This window comes from Burkholderia sp. Se-20378 (assembly GCF_017104665.1).
GTDB classification, from domain to species: domain Bacteria; phylum Pseudomonadota; class Gammaproteobacteria; order Burkholderiales; family Burkholderiaceae; genus Burkholderia; species Burkholderia lata.
This window is the reverse complement of sequence record NZ_JAAGPG010000020.1, coordinates 22276-44580: the sequence shown is the minus strand read 5'-3', so window position 1 is coordinate 44580 and position 22305 is coordinate 22276. Positions and strand designations below refer to the sequence as shown.

At 64.5% G+C, this 22305-nt stretch carries 22 protein-coding genes and 1 pseudogene; 12 read left to right on the top strand and 11 right to left on the bottom strand.

The annotated features are described in order from the left end of the window. Window positions 1–120: 120 nt before the first annotated feature. Window positions 121–267, top strand: a pseudogene (locus G3N93_RS04925) (DUF2471 domain-containing protein); the annotation flags it as partial. Window positions 268–465: 198 nt separating this feature from the next. Here G3N93_RS04925 and G3N93_RS04920 read toward each other — a convergent pair. Then, window positions 466–2499, bottom strand: a complete 2034-nt coding sequence (locus G3N93_RS04920) for an NADPH-dependent 2,4-dienoyl-CoA reductase (RefSeq protein ID WP_206132404.1) — start codon at window positions 2497–2499, stop codon at window positions 466–468. Between the two features lie 85 nt (window positions 2500–2584). Here G3N93_RS04920 and G3N93_RS04915 point away from each other — a divergent pair, with 85 nt between their 5' ends. The 3 genes from G3N93_RS04915 to G3N93_RS04905 are packed head-to-tail and all read left to right on the top strand — an operon-like array spanning window position 2585 to window position 4909. Further along, window positions 2585–3667 carry an AraC family transcriptional regulator gene (locus tag G3N93_RS04915; RefSeq protein ID WP_206132403.1) on the top strand — a complete coding sequence of 361 codons (1083 nt, stop codon included), beginning with the start codon at window positions 2585–2587 and terminating at the stop codon, window positions 3665–3667. After that, a complete protein-coding gene (locus tag G3N93_RS04910; RefSeq protein ID WP_241026399.1) occupies window positions 3627–4310 on the top strand; it encodes a hypothetical protein in 684 nt (227 codons plus the stop codon). Before G3N93_RS04915 ends, G3N93_RS04910 begins: the two co-directional genes overlap by 41 nt. Continuing rightward, window positions 4307–4909, top strand: a complete 603-nt coding sequence (locus G3N93_RS04905) for a hypothetical protein (RefSeq protein WP_206132402.1) — start codon at window positions 4307–4309, stop codon at window positions 4907–4909. The genes G3N93_RS04910 and G3N93_RS04905 overlap by 4 nt, the downstream gene beginning before the upstream one ends. A 21-nt stretch (window positions 4910–4930) precedes the next feature. Here the strand turns inward: G3N93_RS04905 and G3N93_RS04900 are convergent, their stop codons facing one another. The 3 genes from G3N93_RS04900 to G3N93_RS04890 all read right to left on the bottom strand — a co-directional run bounded on the left by G3N93_RS04900 (window position 4931) and on the right by G3N93_RS04890 (window position 7236). Then, complete coding sequence (locus G3N93_RS04900; protein WP_206132401.1) at window positions 4931–5380, bottom strand: aconitase X swivel domain-containing protein; 450 nt, start codon at window positions 5378–5380, stop codon at window positions 4931–4933. Next, on the bottom strand, window positions 5373–6620 hold the full coding sequence (locus G3N93_RS04895; protein ID WP_206132400.1) for an aconitase X: 1248 nt from the start codon (window positions 6618–6620) through the stop codon (window positions 5373–5375). Before G3N93_RS04895 ends, G3N93_RS04900 begins: the two co-directional genes overlap by 8 nt. Before the next feature lie 187 nt (window positions 6621–6807). Next, window positions 6808–7236, bottom strand: a complete 429-nt coding sequence (locus G3N93_RS04890; RefSeq protein ID WP_174931838.1) for a MarR family winged helix-turn-helix transcriptional regulator — start codon at window positions 7234–7236, stop codon at window positions 6808–6810. A gap of 90 nt (window positions 7237–7326) precedes the next feature. Between G3N93_RS04890 and G3N93_RS04885 the strand changes: the two genes are divergently transcribed. From G3N93_RS04885 to G3N93_RS04860, 6 genes are all read left to right on the top strand, one after another. After that, window positions 7327–8247, top strand: a complete 921-nt coding sequence (locus G3N93_RS04885; RefSeq protein WP_174931837.1) for a LysR family transcriptional regulator — start codon at window positions 7327–7329, stop codon at window positions 8245–8247. Window positions 8248–8328: 81 nt separating this feature from the next. Continuing rightward, window positions 8329–8760, top strand: coding sequence for a MarR family winged helix-turn-helix transcriptional regulator (locus G3N93_RS04880; RefSeq protein ID WP_174938810.1), 432 nt, complete (start codon window positions 8329–8331; stop codon window positions 8758–8760). 64 nt (window positions 8761–8824) lie between these two features. Continuing rightward, window positions 8825–9919, top strand: a complete 1095-nt coding sequence (locus G3N93_RS04875) for an HlyD family secretion protein (protein WP_206121376.1) — start codon at window positions 8825–8827, stop codon at window positions 9917–9919. 13 nt (window positions 9920–9932) lie between these two features. After that, window positions 9933–11507 carry a DHA2 family efflux MFS transporter permease subunit gene (locus tag G3N93_RS04870; RefSeq protein WP_174982260.1) on the top strand — a complete coding sequence of 525 codons (1575 nt, stop codon included), beginning with the start codon at window positions 9933–9935 and terminating at the stop codon, window positions 11505–11507. A 19-nt stretch (window positions 11508–11526) separates the two neighbouring features. Beyond that, entirely contained in the window at window positions 11527–12963 is a 1437-nt protein-coding gene (locus G3N93_RS04865) for an efflux transporter outer membrane subunit (protein WP_174982262.1), read from the top strand. Between the two features lie 676 nt (window positions 12964–13639). After that, window positions 13640–14344 (top strand): hypothetical protein, encoded by a 705-nt coding sequence (locus G3N93_RS04860; protein ID WP_206132408.1) that lies wholly within the window; start codon window positions 13640–13642, stop codon window positions 14342–14344. A 287-nt stretch (window positions 14345–14631) separates the two neighbouring features. On the opposite strand, the gene G3N93_RS04855 is transcribed toward G3N93_RS04860, so the two are convergent. Continuing rightward, entirely contained in the window at window positions 14632–16056 is a 1425-nt protein-coding gene (locus tag G3N93_RS04855; protein WP_241026398.1) for a phosphatidylserine/phosphatidylglycerophosphate/cardiolipin synthase family protein, read from the bottom strand. A 135-nt stretch (window positions 16057–16191) separates the two neighbouring features. Here G3N93_RS04855 and G3N93_RS04850 point away from each other — a divergent pair, with 135 nt between their 5' ends. Next, the gene (locus G3N93_RS04850; RefSeq protein ID WP_206132399.1) at window positions 16192–16383 is read left to right on the top strand and encodes a hypothetical protein; all 192 of its coding nucleotides are present in this window, start codon (window positions 16192–16194) and stop codon (window positions 16381–16383) included. A gap of 54 nt (window positions 16384–16437) precedes the next feature. Here G3N93_RS04850 and G3N93_RS04845 read toward each other — a convergent pair whose 3' ends face one another. The 4 genes from G3N93_RS04845 to G3N93_RS04830 all read right to left on the bottom strand — a co-directional run bounded on the left by G3N93_RS04845 (window position 16438) and on the right by G3N93_RS04830 (window position 19105). Continuing rightward, window positions 16438–17034 carry a hypothetical protein gene (locus tag G3N93_RS04845; RefSeq protein WP_206132398.1) on the bottom strand — a complete coding sequence of 199 codons (597 nt, stop codon included), beginning with the start codon at window positions 17032–17034 and terminating at the stop codon, window positions 16438–16440. A gap of 238 nt (window positions 17035–17272) precedes the next feature. Further along, the gene (locus G3N93_RS04840; protein ID WP_206132397.1) at window positions 17273–17779 is read right to left on the bottom strand and encodes a hypothetical protein; all 507 of its coding nucleotides are present in this window, start codon (window positions 17777–17779) and stop codon (window positions 17273–17275) included. Window positions 17780–17917: 138 nt separating this feature from the next. After that, the gene (gene yfcF, locus G3N93_RS04835) at window positions 17918–18550 is read right to left on the bottom strand and encodes a glutathione transferase (RefSeq protein WP_206132396.1); all 633 of its coding nucleotides are present in this window, start codon (window positions 18548–18550) and stop codon (window positions 17918–17920) included. A gap of 144 nt (window positions 18551–18694) precedes the next feature. Next, window positions 18695–19105 carry a TIGR02594 family protein gene (locus G3N93_RS04830; protein WP_206132406.1) on the bottom strand — a complete coding sequence of 137 codons (411 nt, stop codon included), beginning with the start codon at window positions 19103–19105 and terminating at the stop codon, window positions 18695–18697. A 270-nt stretch (window positions 19106–19375) separates the two neighbouring features. Here G3N93_RS04830 and G3N93_RS04825 point away from each other — a divergent pair, with 270 nt between their 5' ends. Then, entirely contained in the window at window positions 19376–19831 is a 456-nt protein-coding gene (locus G3N93_RS04825; RefSeq protein ID WP_174982270.1) for a carboxymuconolactone decarboxylase family protein, read from the top strand. On the opposite strand, the gene G3N93_RS04820 is transcribed toward G3N93_RS04825, so the two are convergent. Further along, complete coding sequence (locus G3N93_RS04820; RefSeq protein ID WP_206132395.1) at window positions 19782–20684, bottom strand: LysR family transcriptional regulator; 903 nt, start codon at window positions 20682–20684, stop codon at window positions 19782–19784. The genes G3N93_RS04825 and G3N93_RS04820 overlap by 50 nt on opposite strands. A gap of 315 nt (window positions 20685–20999) precedes the next feature. After that, window positions 21000–22262, bottom strand: coding sequence for a serine hydrolase (locus tag G3N93_RS04815; protein ID WP_174982272.1), 1263 nt, complete (start codon window positions 22260–22262; stop codon window positions 21000–21002). Window positions 22263–22305 lie beyond the last annotated feature (43 nt).

Here is a 22305-nt window from a genome sequence, read left to right as displayed (position 1 = left end):
TCGCCATCATGCGATGACACTCGGCCATCGGCATTGCCACGCCAACCGGCTGCAACGAACAGCGGCCGGACAGTCCCGGGAATCTCGATCACGACCATGCTCCTGTAGTTTTTGCACACGATACGGCTGCGCGACAGCCGCCTGGTCGCGGCAGACGTCGAGGAGCCGGTCGACTGGCGCCGCGACGATGACGACCTGCCGGCCATTTACCTGATCGTCAAGGCGATGCTGGACGCGGAAGAGGAAGAACGGGCCGAAGCGGCCTGAGCCGCATGGAGGCCGTCGTTCGCGGTCGCAGCCTGTCAGGATAGCGCCGCCACGTTGCGTGGCGACGCGGCCGGCGCTGCTGCTCATTTCAGTCCTGCGCCAGCGAGTCGGCGTATCGAGCGGTGAACCACGAACCGCCGCACCGGCGAATCACCGCCACGCGGTGTACGTCCGGGTGGCGGTTGCAGCGAACGCCCGTTACAGCCGTGCCGCGAGCCGTGAACCCTGATCGATCGCGCGCTTCGCATCCAGTTCGGCAGCCAGTTCCGCGCCGCCGATCAGGTGCACCGAACGCCCTGCCGCCTGCAGCGGCGCGAGCAGCGCACGCTGCGGCTCCTGCCCCGTGCAGAGCACGATCGTGTCGGCTTCGATCAGCTCGTGGTCGGTGCGCTGCTCGCCGTAAGACACGTGCAGGCCGCGTGCGTCGATCAGCTCATAGTTCACGCCGCCGATCATCTTCACCTGCTTCATCTTCAGCGTCGCACGGTGAATCCAGCCGGTCGTCTTGCCGAGCCCCTTGCCGAGCGGCGCGGCCTTGCGCTGCAGCAGCGTCACTTCGCGCGCGGGCGCCGTGACCTGCGCACGCGTCACGCCGCCACGCGTCGCGGCCGGGTCGGTCACGCCCCACTCGGCCTTCCACTCGTCCAGATCGAGCGCCGGCGATTCGCCCTCCTGCACCAGATACTCGGCGACATCGAAGCCGATCCCGCCCGCACCGACCACCGCGACACGCCGGCCGACCGGCTGCCTGCCCGCGAGCACGTCGATGTAGCTGAGCACGTTCGGCCCGTCCTGCCCCGGGATCTTCGGATCGCGCGGCGCGACGCCGGTCGCGAGCACGATCTCGTCGTAGCCGCCCGCGATCAGGTCGCTCGCGTCGACGCGGCGGTTCAGGTGCAGGTTCACGCCGGTCAGCTCGACCTGACGGCCGAAGTAGCTCAGCGCTTCGTGAAACTCTTCCTTGCCGGGCACGCGCTTCGCCATGTTGAACTGGCCGCCGATCTCGGCCGCGCCGTCGAACAGGTCGACCTGATGGCCGCGCTGCGCGAGCACGGTCGAGCACGCGAGCCCGGCCGGCCCCGCGCCGACCACCGCGATCCGCTTCGGCTGCACGGCGGGCGTGTATTTCAGCTCCGTCTCGTGGCACGCGCGCGGATTCAGCAGGCACGACGCGATCTTGTTCTTGAACGCGTGATCGAGACACGCCTGGTTGCAGCCGATGCAGGTGTTGATCTCGTCGGCGCGACCCTGCGCCGCCTTGACCACGAACTCGGCATCGGCAAGCAGCGGGCGGGCCATCGACACCATGTCCGCGCAGCCGTCCGCGAGGATCTGCTCGGCCACTTCGGGGCGGTTGATCCGGTTGGTCGTCACGAGCGGAATGCCGACCTCGCCCTTCATCTTCTTCGTCACCCACGCGAACGCGCCGCGCGGCACCGACGTTGCGATCGTCGGCACACGCGCCTCGTGCCAGCCGATCCCCGTGTTGATGATGGTCGCGCCCGCGCGCTCGACGGCCTTCGCGAGCTGAACGGTTTCGCTCCAGTCGCTGCCGTCCGGAATCAGGTCGAGCATCGACAGCCGGTAGATCAGGATGAAATCGCGGCCGACCGCTTCGCGCGTGCGCTCGATGATCTCGATCGGCAGCCGGATGCGGTTCTCGTACGAACCGCCCCACTGGTCGGTGCGCTTGTTCGTATGCATCGAGATGAACTGGTTGATCAGGTAGCCTTCAGAACCCATTATCTCGACGCCGTCATACCCGGCTTCCCGTGCAAGCTTCGCGCAGCGGACGAACGCGCGGATCTGCCGCTCGACGCCGCGCGCGCTCAGTTCGTGCGGTGCAAACGGCGAGATCGGCGACTTGATCTTCGACGGCGCGACCGCGAACGGGTGATAGCCGTAGCGGCCCGTATGCAGGATCTGCAGTGCGATCTTGCCGTCCTCCGCGTGCACGGCGTCCGTGATCTCGCGATGCCGCCGCGCGGCGGCCGACGTCATCAGCGTGCCACCGAACGGCTTGGTCCAGCCGGCCACGTTCGGCGCGAAGCCGCCCGTCACGATCAGGCCCACGCCGCCGCGGGCGCGTTCGGCGAAATATTCGGCGAGCCGCGGCAGCGTCTTGCGGCTGTCCTCGAGGCCCGTGTGCATCGAACCCATCAGTACGCGGTTCTTCAGCGTCGTGAAGCCGAGATCGAGCGGTGCGAGCAGGTGGGGAAAGGTCGTGGTCATGATGATCGTGCCAATTCGTGCCATTAAGCGATGCGTGACATCGTAGGCGCGCGCCGCCTTGAACGTGAGGGGGCAAACAGCCATAATGCTTGTCATTTCCGGCCAAAACGACATGACCTCCCCCCTCGCCAAGGATCGCCTCGGGCTGCGCCGGCCGACGATTCCGGTTGCCTATACGCGCCTGCTGCTGCAGGCGCTGGCCGCGCGCGGTGTCGATCTGGCCGCCGTGCGCGCCGGCACGGGCCTGCGCGATGCGGTGCTGGCCGAACCGGACGCGCGCGTCGCGCCGTCGCAATGGGGGCGGCTCGTGCTCAATGCGATCGAGATCGGCGGCGATCCGGGCATCGGGCTCGCGTTCGGGCTGCTGCTGAAGCCGACCGTGCACGGCTTTCTCGGCTATGCGACGCTGACCGCGCGGGACATCCGCGAGGCGCTGTCCGTCACGCAGCGCTACTTTCGGATGCGCAACCGTCAATATCGCCTGACATATGACGAAGACGAACGCGGCGCGACGCTCGAACTGCACGGCGTGCAGGCCAGCCCCGTGCTGCAGCATCACGTGATGTTCGAGTTCGTACTGACCGGGCTCGCGCAGAACATCTCTCAATGGGCCGGGCGCGCGTCGCCGTCGATCAAACTGCAATTCGCGTGGCCCGAGCCGCCTTATTTCGCGCGCTATCGTGATCAGTTGCCGCCGGTCGAATTCGGCTGTGCCGCCAACGGGCTGTGGATCGCGCGCGACGTGCTCGACTGGGCACTGCCGCTCGCCGACGAAGTCGCGCACCGGCAAGCGCTCGTGCAGGTGGAGCGCGAGTATGCGCAGGTGCGCCAGGAGGAAGGTGATCTGGTCGAACGCGTGCGCGCGGAGCTGGCGCGTGGAGCCGGCGATTATCCGGGGCCGGAGACGCTCGCCGACGCGCTGCTCGTATCCACACGCACGCTGCGGCGCCGGCTGGAGGACGCCGGTTCGAGCTATCGGCAATTGCTCGACGAAGCGCGGTTTCGCGACGCGAAGCAGCTGCTCGCCGCGTCGGATCTCGACCTGAAGACGATCGCCGAGCGGCTGCAATTCACTGACCCGGCGAATTTCACGCGCGCGTTCCGGCGCTGGGCCGGGCAGACGCCGAGTGCGTATCGGGAAGCGGCCGCAGGCACGTCGCACGAGTGATGCGGGGCTGCGGGCAGCGCGACGTGCCTGCGCGGAATTTCATCGGTATGATCAATGCCACGCCAAAGCGGCGCCCACCGGCGCACTCTCCCGCCCCATGCCCAATCACACCACCCTGATCGAAGCGACGATCGACCGTATCGACACGAACCTCATTCGTGTCGCGTCCGATACCAAGAAGGTGCCGCTTTATCGCCTGACGATGCGGGGCGCGTGCTACTTCCTCTCCGCCGACGATATCGACGCAGAGGCGTTCAAGCAGATCGATCAGTTGAAGCCCGGGATGGCCGTGCGCGCGTGCACCTTCGACGATCGCGGCCGGCACCAGATCGCCTGGATCAGGAGCAACGATCTGGCGATCGCACCTTACGATGCGATCAGGCAGAAGAGCAGCAACCTGTCGCTGCTCACGTGGGCGTCATGCATCTTCATGCTGAGCCTGCTGATCGACGGCGCGGCCTTCAAATCGGGCTGGGCGTTCGTCGGCGCGGTGACCTTGGTCGTGGGCATCATCAGCCTGCTGGCCACCCTGCTCGCGATCGCCGGCCTGTCCGAGCTGGTCTTCCGGCCCCAGCGGCGCGAAGCCCAGGAAAAGTGGCAATACGAACCGGCCGGTTTCACGGTGGAACGGAGCAACGGATGAACGATCGCACCATGCAGATTGCGTCCGGTTGCGTGACGTCGGTCAGCCAGCAAACGATCAGTACGAAGGTCTGGAGCAACAACCTCGGCATGACCACGCAAAGCATCGAGGAGATTGCGCTCCAGCTCGACACGGTCGACGCACCGCTGACGCTCAGGACGGACAGCACGCGGAGCGTGTTCATCGTCGCGGGCGACCGGTTGACCGTTGCATACGCGCAGGATCGGGATCGCCGCGCCCTCTACGCTATCCGCAACGCGACCGACGGCTCGGTGTATCTCGTTCGCCCCGCGAAAGTCGCGGCCGCCCGCATCGATGTTGTCGTCACGATCGGCATGCTGGTCGCCATGGCCATCACCATCGGCCTCGTGTCCGCGATGGAACGCAGCACGGACAGCGTGCTGCAGATAGCCACCTGGTTCGGCGGCGCCGCGATCGCCCTCTTCCTGCTGAGCACGATCCTGCGCACCGTGTTCGGCGCAATCGTGTGGCCCGAAATCCGGCGGCTCAGGCAGCCGGGCGGCAAACGCGAGATGAATGCGGCCCGGAGCGCACTGTCGCTCTCGAACGAAGACACGTCGCACATACGCTTCATCTGAGCCGGCCCGGAATACGACGCGTCACGGGCAGACGCTAATCCTCGCGCCGCCGTCCCCCTCGCCCGCTTCGATCCGCACCTCCCCCGTCGCGGCGACGATCGCGTCATACACGTCATCGGTCACGCACACGACCGGCACCGCGATCGCATACAGCTCGGCGGCGACGATCGCGCCGATCGAGATGATCAGGTCACGCTCCTTCAGCACGATCGCGACCGGCCCCGTGCCGTTGCGCACGGCTTCCGCGAGCACGCTGCTGCTCGAACTCGAGCCCTTCGCGTGCGGCATCACCATCACCTTGCCGGCGAGACTCGCGCCGGCCTGCGGATGCCCGCGATCGACGATCTTTCCCGCACCGGAGTCGTAGCCGCCCCAGAAGCTGAGCGGCTTGTCGAGCACGAACGGGCGCGCGCACGCGCTGCCCGGCACGAGCGTGTCGCCCGTCAATACGTTGCGCGTGGCCTCAGTCATCGAATCGCACCTTTCCTTCGTACGCCGAACGCACGCATTCGCGCATGCTGCCGTACGCGACCGTCACGCCGATGTTCGCGGGCGCATACGACGCCCATTTCCCCGAGTTGGTCATCACGAGCCCCGACAGTTGCTTCATCACCGGCGTGATGTACGTGCAGGTGTCGACGACGATCTGGACGCCGCGTGCGGCGAATTTCTCCGCGAGGCCGGCTTCGTCCAGCTCCCACAAGATGAACCGGCTCGTGTTCACGTAGAAATCGCAGGCCGGCTTGCCATCGTATGCATCGAGCAACGCATCGAGCGTGCGGAATTCGGCCAGCGAGAAATGCGGCGTGCCGAGCGCCACCGCGACGAGCGCATCGCCGGCCGCGCCGTGATTCAGCGTGCGGCGAATCTCGTCGAGATCGGCCATCGCGACATCAACCGTGCGTTGCGCCGCTTGCCCGTGCAATGCGGCGTCGAGCGTGGGCGCTTCCGGCGTCACGCCGACCGCATGGAACAGCGCGACCGCGCCGCTCGACGCGGCGGCCGCGCCGAGTGCCTTGAGTTCGTCCTCGGTGGTGTCCGCCGGCAACCCGACGATCGCCGGCACGACCGCGCCCGCGATCCTGCCGATCAGCAGCCCGAGCGCGGCGAAGTAGATGTCGCGCGACGACAGGCGGCTGAAGTCCGGCGCGTTGAACACGATCCGCGCGGCGCGGTTCGCTTCGACATGCAGCCCCGCATACGGCGCCCGCCCGGTGATCGCGGCGGCCAGGTCGAGAAAATCGCCGTACCGGCTCGTCCGCGCGCCGAGCACCGAATTCGCGAACACGATCGCGTTCGATTCGGCCCACGCGATCTGCTCGCCCTTCGCGGGACGGTTCTTCAACTGGTAAGGCGCGCACGTGAAACTCGATTCGCAGCCGAGTTGCAGATGCGCATCCATCAGGCGCTGCGCATCGCGCTGGATCGTACGGTCGCCGTGGTACAGCTCGGGATGGATCAGGTCGAGCGACCCGACGTTCAGCGTGGTCGGCACCGCGACCTTCGCGCCGGTGTCGACGAAATACTCGACGAAGTCGAGGCTGGTCTGGCCGTGATAAAGGCAGCCGTCGATATGCGCGGACGTGATGTCGATCAGGTGCGGCGCGGACATCACTTGCGCCGTGCGTGCGACGATCCGCATCGCGCGTGCGACGCCATCGCCGAAATCGCCGCGCAGCATGGCGCTGTCGCGGTCACTCAACTGCAGCATCGGTTGCTCCTCTGACGCGTGCCGGCGACGCCGGCCCGTGGAATCTGTCAGAGGACTCTACAACTGGAAATAAAAACTGTCCAGATGGCGACCCATCCGGACAGTTTGAAAACCAATTCACACTCTTGATCGCCCATGCAGCGATCAATGGCTCTAATTCCGCTCCAGTTGGCCGCCAGCCCGCCGTCTAGCGTTCCGCGGTCACACTGAACAGCTCATCGCGCAGCGCCTTCGCGCGGTCGCGGCCGAACTGCGTCTCGAATTCGTCCTGTGCGGCCTGCCATGCGACCTTCGCCTGGGCAAACGTGCGCTCGCCCAGCTTCGTGAGGCTCAACGCGTGTGCACGCGCATCGTGCTCGGACGCAGCCGTCGCGACGAAGCCGTCGCGCTGCAGCGGCTTCAGCGCGCGCAGCAGCGTCGTGCGGTCCATCACGAGCGCATCGGCGAGTTCGCTCATCAGCAGGCCGGGCTGGCGCGTCAGGTTCGCCATGATCGAGAACTGGGCGGGCGTGACGCCAACCGGGGCCAGATGGCGCTCGTACAGTTGCGTGACGAAGCGCGCCGCCTGACGCAGCGCGAGACAGTTGCACGCCTGGGCAATCGAGGTGTCGTTCATGCTTGGCAATTTATATGTGCATATGCATAAAGTCAATGTACACTCCGCCGTAACAAGGCCGGTGGCCGGCCTCGCGTCAAGGAGACGGACATGGACTACATCGACAAGCTGCGGATTTTCCGGTCGGTGGTGGAAATGCGCAGCTTCACGCGCGCCGCCGACATGCACGGCCTCGCACGGCCTGTCGTGTCGCGCGCGGTCGCGGATCTGGAGGCGCGCTTCGGCAGCCGGCTGCTGCACCGGACCACGCGCCAGGTGTCGCTGACCGAAACGGCCGAGCGCATCTACGAACGCTGCGCGGCCGTGCTCGACGAACTCGACTCGCTCGAAGCGGAGGCGCAGGCGCCGACGCGCGAGCCCGAAGGCCTGCTGCGGCTCGTCGCGCACACGACAGCCGCGCTGAACCGGCTGGTGCCGCTGATCGCCGGCTTCAAGGCCGCGCACCCGAAGGTGCGCCTCGACGTGACGCTGACCGAGCGGCCCATCGATCTCGTCGGCGAAGGCTACGACATCGGCATCGTCGTGCCGTACATGCTGACGAACGAATCGACCGTCGTGCGGCTGGTCGAGCGGATTCCGCTCGTGATCGTCGCGACGCCCACCTACCTGCGCGCCCATTCGCGCCCCGTCACGCCGGCCGATCTCGCCGACCACCCGTTCGTGCCGATGTCGCCGTCGCTGCGCCGGCCCGCGCTGTCGTTCCGCGTCGACGGCGACCTGCTGACCGTGCCGTTCCGCTTCGACATCTCGTCGAACAGCCCCGTCTTCAACCGCGAAATGGTGATGCACGACTTCGGGATCGGCGTCGTGCCGAAAACGCTCGTCCAGGCCGAACTCGCGTCGGGCGCGCTCGTGCAGCTGCTCGCGGATGCCGATCTCGTCGACAAGTTCGTCGAGATCAAGCTGGCGTACGCGAACCGCGCGCTGCTGCCCGCGAAGGTCAAGGCATTCATCGACTACACGGCCGCCTATTGCGACCGCGAAGGCTGGATCGTTCCGGCCGCAGCCTGACGCCGATTGGTACAGCCACGACAACAATCTGATCGCGCCCCGCCGCTCGCTTCGCGCCGTATTGCCCCCTAACATGTGTACATGCACAAGACCACGCTCACCGATGACGATTGCTTCGCGGTCCGGCAAGCCGCCCGCCGGATCTCGCAGTTCTACGAGCGTTATCTGTCGCGGGCGGGCGTGACGTCGTCGCAGTACAGCATTCTCGCGCTGCTGCGCGACCGGCCGGGCCTGACGATGGCGACGCTGTCGGCCGTGCTGGTGATCGAACGCACCGCGCTGCTGCGCGCGCTCAAGCCGCTCGTCGGCGCGGCGCTGGTAGCCGGCCGGATCGAGCCGCCGTGCCGCCGCCAGACGTTCGCGCTGACCGTGCACGGCGAAACGAAGATCGCCGACGCGCAGGTGCACTGGCTCGCCGCGCAGGAAGCGTTCGAGCAGCGGTTCGGGTCGACGCAGGCGGCCCGCCTGAGAGACGAATTGTTCCGGATCACGCACAACCTGCCGGAACGCTAGCCCCTTCCCCGATCGACGACCCGTCGTCGATCGACTTGATAAGTGCATATACATAGGTGAATCGATGGATACGACCCAAGCCGCTGCCTCATCCCGTGAAGCAGCCACACTCGACCAGCCCGCGAAGCAACAGCGCCGCGTGCCGTGGATGCGCATCGCGGTGGGTGCCGTCGTGATCGTCGTCGCCGCCGCCGCGCTCGACTGGCTGTTCGTGTTGCGCTTCCAGGAGAGCACCGACGATGCGTATGTCGGCGGCGACGTGACGGTGCTCGCGCCGAAGGTCAACGGCTTCGTCGACAAGATCCTCGTGACCGACAACCAGCGCGTGAAGGCCGGCGACGTGCTCGTGCAGCTCGATGCGCGCGACTACGACGCGAAGCTCGCGCAGGCCAGCGCCGAAGTCGACAGCGCCCGCTCCGCCGTGACCGAACTCGCGGCGAAGCAGCAACTGCAATACGCGGTGATCGGCCAGCAGGCGGCCGACAAGAGCGCGTCGTCGGCCGAGCTGACGCGCGCCGCATCGGATCGCGTGCGCTACCGCGAACTCGTGAAATCCGACGCCGTGTCGAACCAGATCGTCGAACGCGCGGACGCCGATTACTCGAAGGCCGGCGCCGCCGTCGAACGCAGCGATGCCGCGCTGCTCGCATCGAAGCGGCAGCTCGACGTGCTCGGCGCGCAGCTCGCCGATGCGCAGGCGCGCGTGAACACCGCGCTCGCCGCGCAGCGCGTCGCCGCGCTCAACGTCGAATACACGACGATCCGCTCGCCGGTCGACGGCTACGTCGGCAACCGCACGGGCCGCGTCGGGATGCTCGCGAACGTCGGCGTGCCGCTGCTGACGGTCGTGCCGGCTTCCGGATTGTGGATCGACGCGAACTTCAAGGAAGACCAGTTGCGCAAGATGCATGCGGGCGATCGCGTCGACGTGTCGCTCGATGCGTCGAACACGAAACTGCATGGCCGTGTCGACAGCCTCGCGCCCGCCACCGGTGCCACCTTCAGCGTGCTGCCGCCCGAGAACGCGACCGGCAACTTCACGAAGATCGTCCAGCGCATACCGGTGCGCGTGCATCTCGATCCGCAGCCGGGCCTCGACCACGTGCTGCGCCCCGGCCTGTCCGCGGTCGTGACCGTGCATACCGGCCGCGCGAGCTGAACGGGAGACGACGATGACCACCGCGTTTTCCGGCGACCCAGCGTCGCAACCGACCAGGCAGCGCGTATTCGCGTTCGCGCTGATGTGCGTCGGCTTCTTCATGGCGACGCTCGACATCCAGATCGTCGCATCGTCGCTGCGCGACATCGGCGGCGGCCTCTCCGCGAGCCAGGATGAATTGTCGTGGGTGCAGACCGCCTACCTGATCGCCGAGATCATCGTGATCCCGATGTCGGGCTGGCTGTCGAAAGTGATGTCGACGCGCTGGCTGTTCGCCGCATCGGCCGTCGGCTTCACGATCACCAGCATGCTGTGCGGCGTCGCATGGGACATCAACTCGATGATCCTGTTTCGCGGGCTGCAGGGTGCGCTCGGCGCCGCGATGATCCCGACCGTGTTCACCACCGCGTTCGTGCTGTTCCCCGGCAAGCAGCGGCTGATCGCATCGACGACCATCGGCGCGCTCGCGTCGCTCGCGCCGGCGATCGGCCCCGTGATCGGCGGCTGGATCACCGATCAATGGTCGTGGCACTGGCTGTTCTACCTGAACCTCGTGCCGGGCATCGCGGTGGCCGCGCTCGTACCGCGCTACGTGCATATCGACGAACCCGATCTCAGCCTCATCAAGCGCGGCGACTATCTCGGCATCGTGCTGATGTCGGGCTTCCTCGGCTGCCTCGAATACGTGCTGGAGGAAGGCCCGCGCAAGAACTGGTTCGGCGACGACGCAATCGTGATCTGCGCGTGGATCTCCGGTATCTGCGGCTTCCTGTTCATCGTGCATGCGCTGACCGCGAAGGATCCGATCGTCGACCTGCGCGCGCTCGTCGTGCGCAACTTCGGGATCGGCAGCCTGCTGTCGTTCGTGACCGGCATCGGGATCTTCGTGACCGTGTTCCTGACGCCGCTGTTTCTTGCGCAAGTACGCGCATTCAGCTCGCTGCAGATCGGCATGGCGCTGCTGTCGGTCGGCGCGTTCCAGTTGATCGCGCTCTGTGCGTATGCGTTCGCCGCGCGCTTCTTCAGCCTGCGCGCGCTGCTCGTGTTCGGGTTGATCTGTTTCGGGCTCGGCTGCTACCTGTACACGCCGATCACGCACGACTGGGGCTGGCGCGAACTGCTGCTGCCGCAGGCGCTGCGCGGCATCGGCCAGCAGTTCAGCGTGCCGCCGATCGTGACGATGGCGCTCGGCTCGCTGCCGCAGTCGCGCCTGAAATCGGCGAGCGGCCTGTTCAACCTGATGCGCAATCTCGGCGGGGCGATCGGTATCGCGGTGAGCGCGACGATGCTCAACGACCGGCTGAATTTTCACTACCTGCGCCTGAACGAACACGTGAGCGCCGGCCAGCCGCAGGTCGCATCGCTGCTCGATCGCCAGGCCGCGTACTGGACGTCCGTGGCCGGCAACACGCTGGATACCGCGCAAGCCGGGCTCGCGAACCTGCACCACCTGATCTATCGCGAAGCGCTGACGCTCACCTATGCGGATGCGTACTACGCGCTGTCGCTGTGCTTCGTCGTCGCGCTGATCGCGGTCGTCTTCTCCAAACCCATTTCCCTGAACGCGCCGCCGCCGGACGCGCACTGAGGTTGAGGTCATCACCATCATGAAAAAACTTCTCGTCGCCCTCGCCGTCAGCGCACTCGTCGCAGGATGTGCAGTGCAGCCCGCGCAGCATCCGGCGCTTCAGGATTCGGTTCGAACGCTCGCGCCGGATGGTTGGGATACCGATGTGCCGCGCGCGGACATCGACGCCGCTGCGTGGTGGGCGCAGTTCCACGATCCCGTGCTCGACCGGCTGATCGCCACCGTGCTCGACGGCAACCTCGATCTGCAGGCGGCCGCCGAACGCGTGAAGCAGGCGCAGGCGCTGACCGTGCAGAAGCGCGCGGTGCTGCTGCCCGAACTCGATGCGACCGCGCACGCGGCCGACGCGCGGCAGAACACGCCGCCGCCGCTCGGCTATGTGCGGCAAGCCGGTGCGGGGCTCGCGCTGAGCTGGTCGCCTGATGTGTTCGGCGGCGAACGGCTCGATCTGCTTGCCGCGCAGGCCGAACTCGTCGGGCAGAAGCATGCGGAAGATGCGATGCGGCTCGCGCTCGCGGCCGATGCGGCTTCCGCGTATGTCGATCTGCGCTGGGCGCAGCAGGAATTGAAGATCCTGCAGGACAACGCGAAGATCCGGCAGCATGCGCTCGAACTCACGCGCAAGCGGCAGGCGTTCGGGCTGTCGACCGAACTTGACGTTACGCGTGCGCAGAACCAGCTCGATGCGCTCGAAGCGCGGATTCCGCCGACGCAGGCGCAGATTGCGCATCAACTCAATCTCATTGCCGTGTATTCGGGGCGCACGCCGGAATCGGTCGATCGGCTCGTGCTTGCGCAGGCTGGGGAGATTCCCGCGCCGCCGGTTGGCTCGCCGGGGACGTTGCCTTCGCAAGCATTGCTGCGGCGGCCGGACGTGCTGACCGCGTATGCGCAGGTCGAGCGACGTGCGGCGCAAGTCGGTGTGGCGAAAGCCGAGCGGTATCCGAAGTTTTCGTTGAACCTGACGGACGGGATTCTGGCTGCTTCCTATCTCGGGTTGCCGACGTTGACCGATAACCTGTTCAGCGCCGCGTTGAGTGCGACGAGCCCGATCTTCAATGCGGGACGGATTACCGCCGATATCTCGCAGAGCGAAAGCCGGATGCGCGAATCGGAACTCGGGTTACGGCAAACGATGCTGCAGGCGTTGCGGGAAGTCGAGGATGCGCGAGCGAATCTCGTCAGTTCCGATGAGGCGTCGCGCAGGCTTGGTAGTGCGCTTTCTGCTTCGGATAAAGCGCTTGGGTTGGCGAATCAGCTCTATAAGGGCGGTGCGACGGATTTTCTGGATGTGCTGTCCGCGCAGGAGGTGTATCTGCGGGATTCGGATTCGCTCAACCAGGTCAAGCGTGAGCATGCATTGGCGGCAGTGGCGCTGTATCGGTCGCTTGGGGGTGGGTGGAGCAGGAATGACGCGGCGGGTGGGCCGGAGGTGGAGGCTGTGGCGAAGGACTGAGCTGTGTAAGTCTAGGTCTGCTCTGTTAGTCAGCGTCAGGTTGGCTCTGAGCTTGCTTGGACGTCACCTCATCAAGGACGGTGATCGACCCGAAGCGGACAATTACGACCACCCCGGACGGAGCTTTAAATCAGGGCTCGTCGCCGCAGGTCGAATGTATGATTATTGGAGCGCTCGGTAGCCTTGATTCAGAAATCGCCGATATATCCAGGCGCTGCCATGGCGAGCACTGTAGATGTTCTTTGCCACGAAGAGTATTAAAGCCGCAATCAAAAGGGCCAGACGGCCGGAGGAACAGAGGAGACCGGAGGCAGCATCGACAGCGGCCATCCGCCCTCCTTGAACAACCAATCCTTCGGAGTATGCCCAGATTGTGCCGAATATCAGCGCAGACCAGTTGAAACCGAGCTTCACGCGCTGCTCCGGCATTATCGGATGGATCATTAAGGTTGACGGCATCGTAGATAGGGAATTGATTACGGCGATATATCGATTATCGCCCCGGAAACGACGTTCTTTAGACGTCCAGTCGCGAATGATTCAATACTGGACGGACATTTTGGACAATCCTGACCTCGCTGTCGACTGGCCGCTCATGGCCGATTTTCACCGACGTGATCAGGCTGAATCGTTACAATCGCCCAGATCCCCCCTTCAACAGCGTCGAATTCGAGACATGCTGACTTCCTATTTCTGGAGCGGCGACGCCATCCGCAGTCGACGCGTCAGTGACATCGTTCTATCAGGCACGGTCGACGTGCCCGTTCCCTCCGCACGCGTGCTTGCAGACTGGGAAAGAGAAACATCGTCGCGGCTCGTCCTGGAACCCGGGGACGTCGAGGCTATGCCTTTGGCGCGAACGCAAGCGCGCTGGCCGGACTACAAGCGCTGCGTGCAGGCAATGTCCGACTGGACGTGCGCACTAGGACTGCCCAACGTGCTTGCCTCCAGTGACGTAGCCCTTATGGCCTGTCGTGGCGCGAGGTACCACCATGACGGTGCGCAATATGGCGGTGCGGCCTTCTGCAATCTATTCCTGAGCGAGGACCGGGGGCTGGACTTGCATTTTCCCTCTACGGGCCATCGCATTCCCCTGACCCGGGGGACAGCTGTGATATTCGATACCGGCCAGCCTCATGGCGTCATTCAGCGCCGCGGCAGCGGCTTTGATGCGGCCGACTTCGCCACGGACCAGGATTGCATCCAGATATTCCTGACTTGGGAGCTTCCCATCGAAGATGCCCATATTGCGCAAGCACTGAAGGTAGTCTTCGACATCGCCCCTTCGACCTCGCTGCACCTGGATGAGGAGCAAGTCTGGTCGAACGGCGCACCAGCCGCTGTGTGTCCAGAATCTGGTCGCTGGTACCGGGTTGACTGATTGTTCGGGTCACACCTCGGCGTTGCCGTGGCACGCTGGACAGACTTCTGTTCAGCACGATAGACACAAGCAGCGAGCGCCGTTGGGCTAACGTCAGCGATTTCAGCCTTTGCAATCGAACGGATGACGCGGCGCCGCCGCGCCGTACAGTACCGGGCCATCTCTAAAAGTTCGGCGAAGTGATCGCTGCCGGCAGTCTGGTGCATATCAATGGTCGACTACTGCGCGACACGGTGCGGACGGCAACCCGAACTGGCCACGCAGCTTGGCGACAGGGTGCGACGCGTTCAGAGGAAGTTCCTGACCAGCACCGTCACCCACCGCCAGGCACCGCCGCAGCCGGCGGCCCGGCAGCGCGCATCGGGATCCGCCAGAAGGCGGCCATTGGCGTCGCTCACCAAACTCGAGTTGCGCAGGAAGTACGCCACGCTGTCTTGCAAGGGATCGAGCCCGTCCTCGGGCGTATCTATCCACAGGCCGTTTTCGGTATTCAAGCGGGCTGACAGCGAATCGAAATTGAAACTGCCGAGATAGTATCGATGGCCGTCGATGAGGATCAGCTTGGCGTGCATCATGCGGTTCTCCCGGTCGGCATATTCGCGCACCTCGATTCCGGCATTGACCAGGCCGGGCAGATCGTCGGCATAGGCGCGCCCGACTGCGGGGAATTCCTGCGTGATGCTCGCCAGCGACGCGCTCACCAGGATCACGTGGACACCTTCGCGCCGCTTGCGCTCAAGCGCCTCGCGCAGTTCCGGCACCAGGATCAGGTAGGGGTTGATGATCAGGATCTCGTGCTGCGCGGTATCGAACGCTTGCAGCATGTCCTGCAACGTGCCCGGCGAGCGTTTGTCGGGCCAGTCGTGGACATAGCGCAGGCGCTCGCAGGCGATCGGCATCCAGGCGGGATCAAAATTCGCCCCGGGAGCGGGCGGAGCGGCGGGATCATTGGGTGTATCGGAGGCAGTCGGCGTATCGGTAGCGGCCAGGTCCGTCGCCCCGGCTGCAGCGTCGGGCGGAGCCATCAGCCATTCGCGCCAATAACGGATGCGCGCCGGGTCCAGCGTCGCATAACCCTGCGACACGCGATAAGGACTTGCGACTTCGAGGAATTTTTCCGGCTCGGGGCGAACCACTTCCGAGCTATTCCAGAACGAAGCGAAATGCTGGTTCATGGCGTGCAGGGAGGAAGCATCCTGGCCGGCGTCGCCCGACACCATCAGGTCGCGCTCACTGAGCCAGTTGCGGAAGCTCGCATCCCAGATCGAGGTACTGCCGATCACGGCCGTGTCCCCAACCAGAAACAGCTTGTCGTGCATGCGATGCGAAATCTCGACGAGATCTGATCGTGGATGGAAGATTCGGAGTTCGATGCCGGGAGCCACCTCGTGCAGGGCGACGATGAGCTCGTCCTCGAACGGGTAGTGCGGCTCGGGGCCGATGCCGTCGATCAGCAGCTTGACCGGCACGCCTCGGCGCGCGGCCTCGACCAGATGACGCAACAGCAGGCCGCCGGTCTGATCGATTTCGAAGATGTAGGCGAGGATGCGGATCTGATCGGCAGGCGTCGCACGGTCGACCAGCGCAATCCGCGACTGCATCAACTGACCGTCGTCGAGACTGGCGACCAGGTCGACACATTGCGCGTGGCCGTGCTGAGAAAAGGCAAACACGCATGCCAGAATGAGCGCCAGGCTTTTCGTTGTGGTCATGATGTGGCGAACTGGTTCGATGTGTCTCGGGCCCTACGTCATTGAAAGTCTGATGGGCTTTGTCGCGTTAGCACGGTCAAGCAGCTCACTGTTCTTCGAGAAGGTGAACAGAACAGCGAGCCCAGGATTGTTACCGTGGACAAGAGCGGCGCGAATCCGGCCGCACCTCAAGCACGCAGTGGACAGGACATCAGCGCAGTTGAAAGAACGGCTTTCCGGAAAGTCCGATTGTCGTCGATCCATGAGCACTATTCCAACGACCGTTCATGGCGCCGAACCCGGTCGGTCGGCATCGGAGTGGCCGCCGACTGGCAGATACCGACCTGACGCGATCATCGGCCCCGCTCCGAATCAATCATCCGATGCGGCCGCAATACGTGGTCAGACAACACGGCGAGCACGTGGCTTCCAGATGTTCGTGCATGGCACGTATTTCTCATACCCCGTTCCGTCATCGACGCCGACGACCTGATGGCCGAAACATTCAACCATCGCAACAAGACTGCCGGTGCCGCCATATGGATAACCATGCGGGTTGAACTCCAACACATGCCGTGTTGCTCGCAGTCGGATTGCAATGAGGTCGTAGTCTCCATTCCAGAATGCGTCCAGCATGGACGCAAAGTCCCATCCAGGCGTCGGCATCTCAGGAGAATGTCGCTTCGGCAGCGGAGTGGAAAACCAATATTCGTTCCACTCAGCCATTTCTTCCGCGGTCAGGCTCGGAAAGTAGGCACGTTCAGCCTCGGTCAGATAAGCTGATAGTTGCGACTCGTCGGCAGGCTCATCGCTATCCTTTGCAGCCTTCACGAGGCCAAAGAATTCCGTCAGCCGCTGTAAGGCCTTCTCGCCATTCGATTCGAATTCAACGTAGCAGTAAACCAGATCGCCTGGAGCGGCGGCCGCTTCTACGGCCTTGTCTGAGGATGAGGCGGGGTGTGCAGCCGAAACCGTTACACGCTTTTTGAAAGGCCACATATATGATTCGAATCAGTATGTGTAGTTGGTGCATCAGGGCGCTTGAACTACCTATTGTCAGCGATTTAAGTGGCTGAGTCGAATGTCTCAAGCTGGCCGAACCGAGTCAGACAATCTGACGCTGTCTGCCTGGTCTAGTCCAGACTGATACAACCGACCACCGGGACGTGCAGGGTTGGCGGGCCACTGAATGGCCCCACTGCCCTGCACGATGCGACACCGTGCAAGAAAAGGTCACTCACTTCCTGACGTCGCGTACGACAAAGTACAGCTCTTTGGTTTTCGCGTTCAGCAAGTATCCGCCGTGAACATTCTGATACGCCCCGCTTCGCCCGAGCCCGTCGAAATTGAAGCTCACACATAGATAGCGCTGACGGCCAACCGTTGCCATGCTCCACTCGGCCAGCGCGGGATTGAATGCAGTCGGCTTGATTCCACCGTTATTTCCAACGGGTATCGCCGCGGACAATCGGTAGAGCTTGCCAGCGTAGATCAGTGCCTGCGTCGACTTTCCTTCAGCGTAGCCGACGTCGGCACCCTCATGTTTGACGACGTAACTGGCGTTGAAACCGTCTGCGTAGTCGCTCTCTTGCGACACCTCATGCGTGTTGATGTCCTGGATCGCAATGGACGGTGAGACGGACTGCGCCTTCAGGCAGCTTTTCACCAGCCCGTCGCCAGGAGGCGCTGCCCATCCGATACCGGGCACGGCCATGATCGCGACCGACAAACCGATCTTCTTCATCGACATTCGTTCTCACGCCGATTCGGCGGGTGACATGAAGTCGCGCCGACACACCGCTTCCCGATGCGTGCTGGACCGACTGACCTGCAACTTATCGGCGTGCAGCGCAGACTCCCGCCCCGCCCTTGCATCCGCGAATTACAGCGGCGGCCGCTTCAGCTTCACCCAGCGCTGCACCGACGGCCGCTCCCACTGCGCACGCGCATAGTCGGCGAGACGCTGCGGCACCGGATCGTCATTCAGCACCAGACGGTTCAGCATCACCGCCAGATCGACATCGGCGATGCTCCACTCGCCGAACAGGTTTGCCGCGCCCGGCGCGAGCAGTTTGTCGGCGGCCGCGAACAGCTTCTGCGCGGCAGCTTGCGCGAGACTCGACAACGGCTCGCTCGACGGCCCGTAGAACAGCACTTCGGTCGACCGCTCCGTCCGCACCGGCATCAAGTCACTGCGCAGCCACGCCTGCACCTGTCGTGCACGTGCGCGCTGGCGCGGGTCGACCGGATAGAGCCGCGTGCCCGGGAAGGTCTCGTCGAGATACTCGGTAATCGCCGACGACTCCGACAGTGCGAAATCGTCGTGCACGAGCGTCGGCACGCGTTGCGTCAGCGACGTCGCCGCGTAGTCGGGCGCGAAATGCGCGCGGTTGCCGAGATCGACGGTCACCAGTTCGTAAGGCAGCGATTTTTCCTCGAGCGCAACGAAGACCGACATCGCGTAAGGGCTCGCGTATTGCGTATCCGCGTAGAGACGGAGATTACCGGTTTGCACTGCAGGCTCCTTGTGGGTGCGGAGGCCGACGGGCTGCGCATTGATGCGCCGACGGGCTCCGGGTAGGTCGATGCGACTGTGGGACAGGTTAGCAGCGGCCCGTTCCGTGGTGTTTGTGGTTTTGTGTGTGCTGCAGTGGCGTGATCACGCGGCGTCGGGCCAGCGGTAGCCGATCACTTCGTTCAACGGGTACGCGAGTTCACGCACTTCTTCCAGCTGGTTGCCGCCGAAGAGATACACCTGTTCGTCGTCGTGACGCAGGTAGAAACCGACATGCCCTTTCCAGCTCGCGGGATCGTCGCGCGTCAGGATCGCGATGCAGCCGTAAACCGGGCGCTCCAGCGGCCTGCCCCATTCGAGCCACGAACGCGCGAGCGCGGAGCCCGTGCCGCGAATGCCGGCGTGCTTCATGCACCAGTTGACGAACGACGAGCACCAGGAAATCTTGTCGTCGTAGCCGACCAGGTTCGTCTGGTTGTTGTATTCGACGATGCGCGGGTTGATGCTGCCGGGCGGATGGCGGCGGATGCCGAGTTCGGCCATCGCGACGGGCATCCACGGCGGATGGGCGGCGTCCGGTTTGCTCTCAGGGTTGAATAGGGTCACGTCGTTCTCGGGCGAGTGTCATGTGCGGTCAATCTTCGCATGAATGCCGCGCTGCGACGAGCGTCGCCGGGAACGCGACGCCCGATGGACGATCGCCCCTCTCGCATTGCCCACTCCCGGTGCGAAATGATCCAACCGAACGGGCGTTTTTCAAAGCGCCCCGTCGCCCCACACTGCGTTGGTCCGCCGGCATTTCGGCGCTTCCCGACGAGGTCAACGATGACGCAGCCCCTTCTCCCCCGCGACGACACCTATGCACGCGGTCTCGCCTTGTTCGAGCGCCTGCACGGCGCGCACAGCGGCAAGGATCTTGCGCAGTCGCGCGAAACGCTCTGCCCCGACTTCCTGACGATGACGATGCAATGGGCGTTCGCCGGCGTGCTGGACCGGCCCGGGCTCGACCTGGCGACGCGCGAGCTGGTCGTGATCGCCTGCTGCGTGACGCTCGGCTACGCGTTGCCGCAGTTGCGTGCGCACGTCGAAGCCGCGCTGGTTGCGGGCGCAACACGCGAGCAGATCGTCGAGACGATCCTGCAGACGATGTTCTATGCCGGCGGTGCGGCCGTGAACAACGCGCTGGGCGTCGTGGCGGAAGTGTTCGCCGCCCTGCCCGATGCCGACGGATTCAATGCGCCGGGTCCGCAGCCGCGAAATGATCCAGCGCAAACGCGATGAACGCGCGGAGTTTGGCCGGTGCGCCGGCATCGCGCGCGTAGAGCAGGTAAAAATCGCGGCCGCGCGATTCGTACGCGGACAGCAGCCGATGCAGGCGGCCGGCTTCGAGGTCGGCCTTGACGAGGCCGAACGGCTGCAGGATCACGCCGCCGCCGGCCAGCGCGGCCTCGCGCAGCGCGGGGCCGCTGTCGACGCGCAATCGATACGCGACCGGCACTTCGATTGCGCCGTCCGGCCCGTCGAACCGCCACCGGTAACGCGGCCCCCATCGCGTATGGCCCAGGCAATCGTGATTCAGCAGATCGTGCGGCGTGGCCGGTGTGCCGTGGCGGGCCAGATAATCCGGCGACGCGCATACGACCATCCGGTAGTACGACGGCAACGGTCGCGCGACGAGTGACGAATCGGCCAACGGCCCGACGCGAAACGCGAGATCGATGCCGTCGCCGACCGGATCGACTGCCGCATCGGTCAATACGAGCTCGATGTCGACGCGTGGGTATTGCACGAGAAAAGCGGCAACGGCAGGCGCGAGCTGCGTGACGCCAAATGAAATCGGTGCGGCGATGCGAAGATGGCCGGACGGATCGCTACCGAGCGTCGATGCGGCATCGTCGGCGGTCTCGACCCGATCGAGGATGTCGCGACAACGCTCCAGGTAAAGCGCGCCAGCCTCGGTCAGATGATGGCGCCGCGTCGTGCGGTGAAGCAGCTTCACGCCCAGGCGTGCTTCAAGCGCGTTCAGGTGCTTGCCGACCATGCTCGGCGACAAACCGAGCCGCTCGGCCGCGGTGGTCAGGCTGCCGGTGCTGACGATCTCGACGAACACCGACATGCTTTCGAAGCGGTCCATGGTGTTTGGGTGCGATGAAGGGAGATGGGGCGAGCGTCCGGCGCGGTGCGATCGGACGCGCATGGCGGTCAATCTTCGCACGAATGCGGTGGCGGGCTCTGTCGTTCCCGCTTTGCAATTTCCTTTCAAACCGCTCATGCCACGTTGGCAGCAGGTTTCGCCCTGATACTCGCCAAGCGCCCCGGACAGCTCGGCGACATAAACGTGGCGCGGTACGGCCGGCCGAATCCCGGCAATCAGCCGACCGGCGCGACTGCGGTTGCCCGCTACCGGCTGCATGGTCAACCGATCGACCGCGCTCCCGACAGCGGCCGATCAATTACGCGCGATACCCGCGTCGCCATCTTGGGCGACAAGCGCATACCACAGCGCATAAATCTCCCTCATGCCCGGATCGTGGTCGTTGGTCCACACCGCGGTCTGTACGAGCACGAGCTTCGAGCTCGGGTCGACGATGATTCTTTGGCCGTCCATCCCCTGCAATGCAAACATGCGCCGCTCGCCCGGCAACAGCCAGACCTGATACCCGTATCCGAAAATCGGGTGGGCCTTGCCCGGCGCCAGAAAGCCGTCCCGAGGCGCAACGGTCGTTGCCTGCAGCACCCAGTCCCGCGGAACGATCTGCCGGCCGTTCCATCGACCGTCATAGGCCAGCATCATGCCGAGCCGGGCCCAGTCGCGCAGCGTGGCACTGACACAGCAATAGGTGATGTTCTGTCCGGTCGCATCGCGCCCCCACGATGCATCCGACTCCATGCCCATCTTCTGCCAGATGCGCTCGCTCGCGTATTGCGCGACGCTCATGCGGGTTGCGTGACTCAACACCAGTCCGAGCACTTCCGTTTCGATGCTCGCATAGCTGAAGTGCGTGCCGGGCGCGCGTTCGCGCGTGTTGAAATGCCTGACGGCGTCGATGGCGCCCAGTCCGTGCGGATCGAAGAGTGCAAGCCCGAATTTGTCGCGATCGTCGCCGGCATTGTCATCTTCGAAGAAATGGACGCCGGAAGACATGTGCAGCAGATCGCGGATCGACGTCTGTCCGTATGGACTGTCCTTCAGTTCCGGCACATAGACCGCCGCGCGATCGTCGATCGAGTGAATCGCACCTTCCGATACTGCAATGCCGATCAACAAGCCGACGATCGTCTTCGCCATCGATTGCGACATGAAGCGATCGGAATCCGTTCGGGCGTACCGATAGTGTTCGTACAGGATCGTGTCGCCGCGCGCGATCAGCAGACCGGTCACCGGATTGCGCTCGAGATAATCGTCGAGATTGCGATACTGCCCGCCATATGGGTAATTCAGCGCCAGCTCGTGCTCGGACGACTTCAGTATCGATGGCGCACCGGCCCGGGAAATGGGATCGGCCATGCGAACCTGGTCGAAATGGCTGTAATAGCCGACGAACTGCCGCTGCGTTCTCGCGTGGCCGGGCACCGGCAACGGATAGTGATCGGAGGCACCGTACGCGTCCGCCGCGTATCCGGTATCGGAAAAGACGGGATTGGGCTGCGCAACGGTACAAGACAAAATCAACACGCTACCGACAGCAACCGCTTTGACAATGTGCAGCATGGCAAGACTCCTTTTTTCAGGGGCTGCAGCTACCTTCAGATCA

What these genes read in the sequence shown, in the direction of transcription:
- G3N93_RS04900 (WP_206132401.1), bottom strand. Translation starts at nt 5,380, where the DNA reads ATGACTGAGGCCACGCGCAACGTATTGACGGGCGACACGCTCGTGCCG.
- G3N93_RS04920 (WP_206132404.1), bottom strand. Translation starts at nt 2,499, where the DNA reads ATGACCACGACCTTTCCCCACCTGCTCGCACCGCTCGATCTCGGCTTC.
- G3N93_RS04890 (WP_174931838.1), bottom strand. Translation starts at nt 7,236, where the DNA reads ATGAACGACACCTCGATTGCCCAGGCGTGCAACTGTCTCGCGCTGCGT.
- G3N93_RS04865 (WP_174982262.1), top strand. Translation starts at nt 11,527, where the DNA reads ATGAAAAAACTTCTCGTCGCCCTCGCCGTCAGCGCACTCGTCGCAGGA.
- G3N93_RS04885 (WP_174931837.1), top strand. Translation starts at nt 7,327, where the DNA reads ATGGACTACATCGACAAGCTGCGGATTTTCCGGTCGGTGGTGGAAATG.
- G3N93_RS04915 (WP_206132403.1), top strand. Translation starts at nt 2,585, where the DNA reads ATGCTTGTCATTTCCGGCCAAAACGACATGACCTCCCCCCTCGCCAAG.
- G3N93_RS04815 (WP_174982272.1), bottom strand. Translation starts at nt 22,262, where the DNA reads ATGCTGCACATTGTCAAAGCGGTTGCTGTCGGTAGCGTGTTGATTTTG.
- G3N93_RS04880 (WP_174938810.1), top strand. Translation starts at nt 8,329, where the DNA reads ATGCACAAGACCACGCTCACCGATGACGATTGCTTCGCGGTCCGGCAA.
- G3N93_RS04830 (WP_206132406.1), bottom strand. Translation starts at nt 19,105, where the DNA reads ATGCCCGTCGCGATGGCCGAACTCGGCATCCGCCGCCATCCGCCCGGC.
- G3N93_RS04870 (WP_174982260.1), top strand. Translation starts at nt 9,933, where the DNA reads ATGACCACCGCGTTTTCCGGCGACCCAGCGTCGCAACCGACCAGGCAG.
- G3N93_RS04895 (WP_206132400.1), bottom strand. Translation starts at nt 6,620, where the DNA reads ATGCTGCAGTTGAGTGACCGCGACAGCGCCATGCTGCGCGGCGATTTC.
- G3N93_RS04860 (WP_206132408.1), top strand. Translation starts at nt 13,640, where the DNA reads ATGCTGACTTCCTATTTCTGGAGCGGCGACGCCATCCGCAGTCGACGC.
- G3N93_RS04840 (WP_206132397.1), bottom strand. Translation starts at nt 17,779, where the DNA reads ATGAAGAAGATCGGTTTGTCGGTCGCGATCATGGCCGTGCCCGGTATC.
- G3N93_RS04855 (WP_241026398.1), bottom strand. Translation starts at nt 16,056, where the DNA reads ATGACCACAACGAAAAGCCTGGCGCTCATTCTGGCATGCGTGTTTGCC.
- G3N93_RS04825 (WP_174982270.1), top strand. Translation starts at nt 19,376, where the DNA reads ATGACGCAGCCCCTTCTCCCCCGCGACGACACCTATGCACGCGGTCTC.
- G3N93_RS04820 (WP_206132395.1), bottom strand. Translation starts at nt 20,684, where the DNA reads ATGGACCGCTTCGAAAGCATGTCGGTGTTCGTCGAGATCGTCAGCACC.
- G3N93_RS04905 (WP_206132402.1), top strand. Translation starts at nt 4,307, where the DNA reads ATGAACGATCGCACCATGCAGATTGCGTCCGGTTGCGTGACGTCGGTC.
- G3N93_RS04875 (WP_206121376.1), top strand. Translation starts at nt 8,825, where the DNA reads ATGGATACGACCCAAGCCGCTGCCTCATCCCGTGAAGCAGCCACACTC.
- G3N93_RS04845 (WP_206132398.1), bottom strand. Translation starts at nt 17,034, where the DNA reads ATGTGGCCTTTCAAAAAGCGTGTAACGGTTTCGGCTGCACACCCCGCC.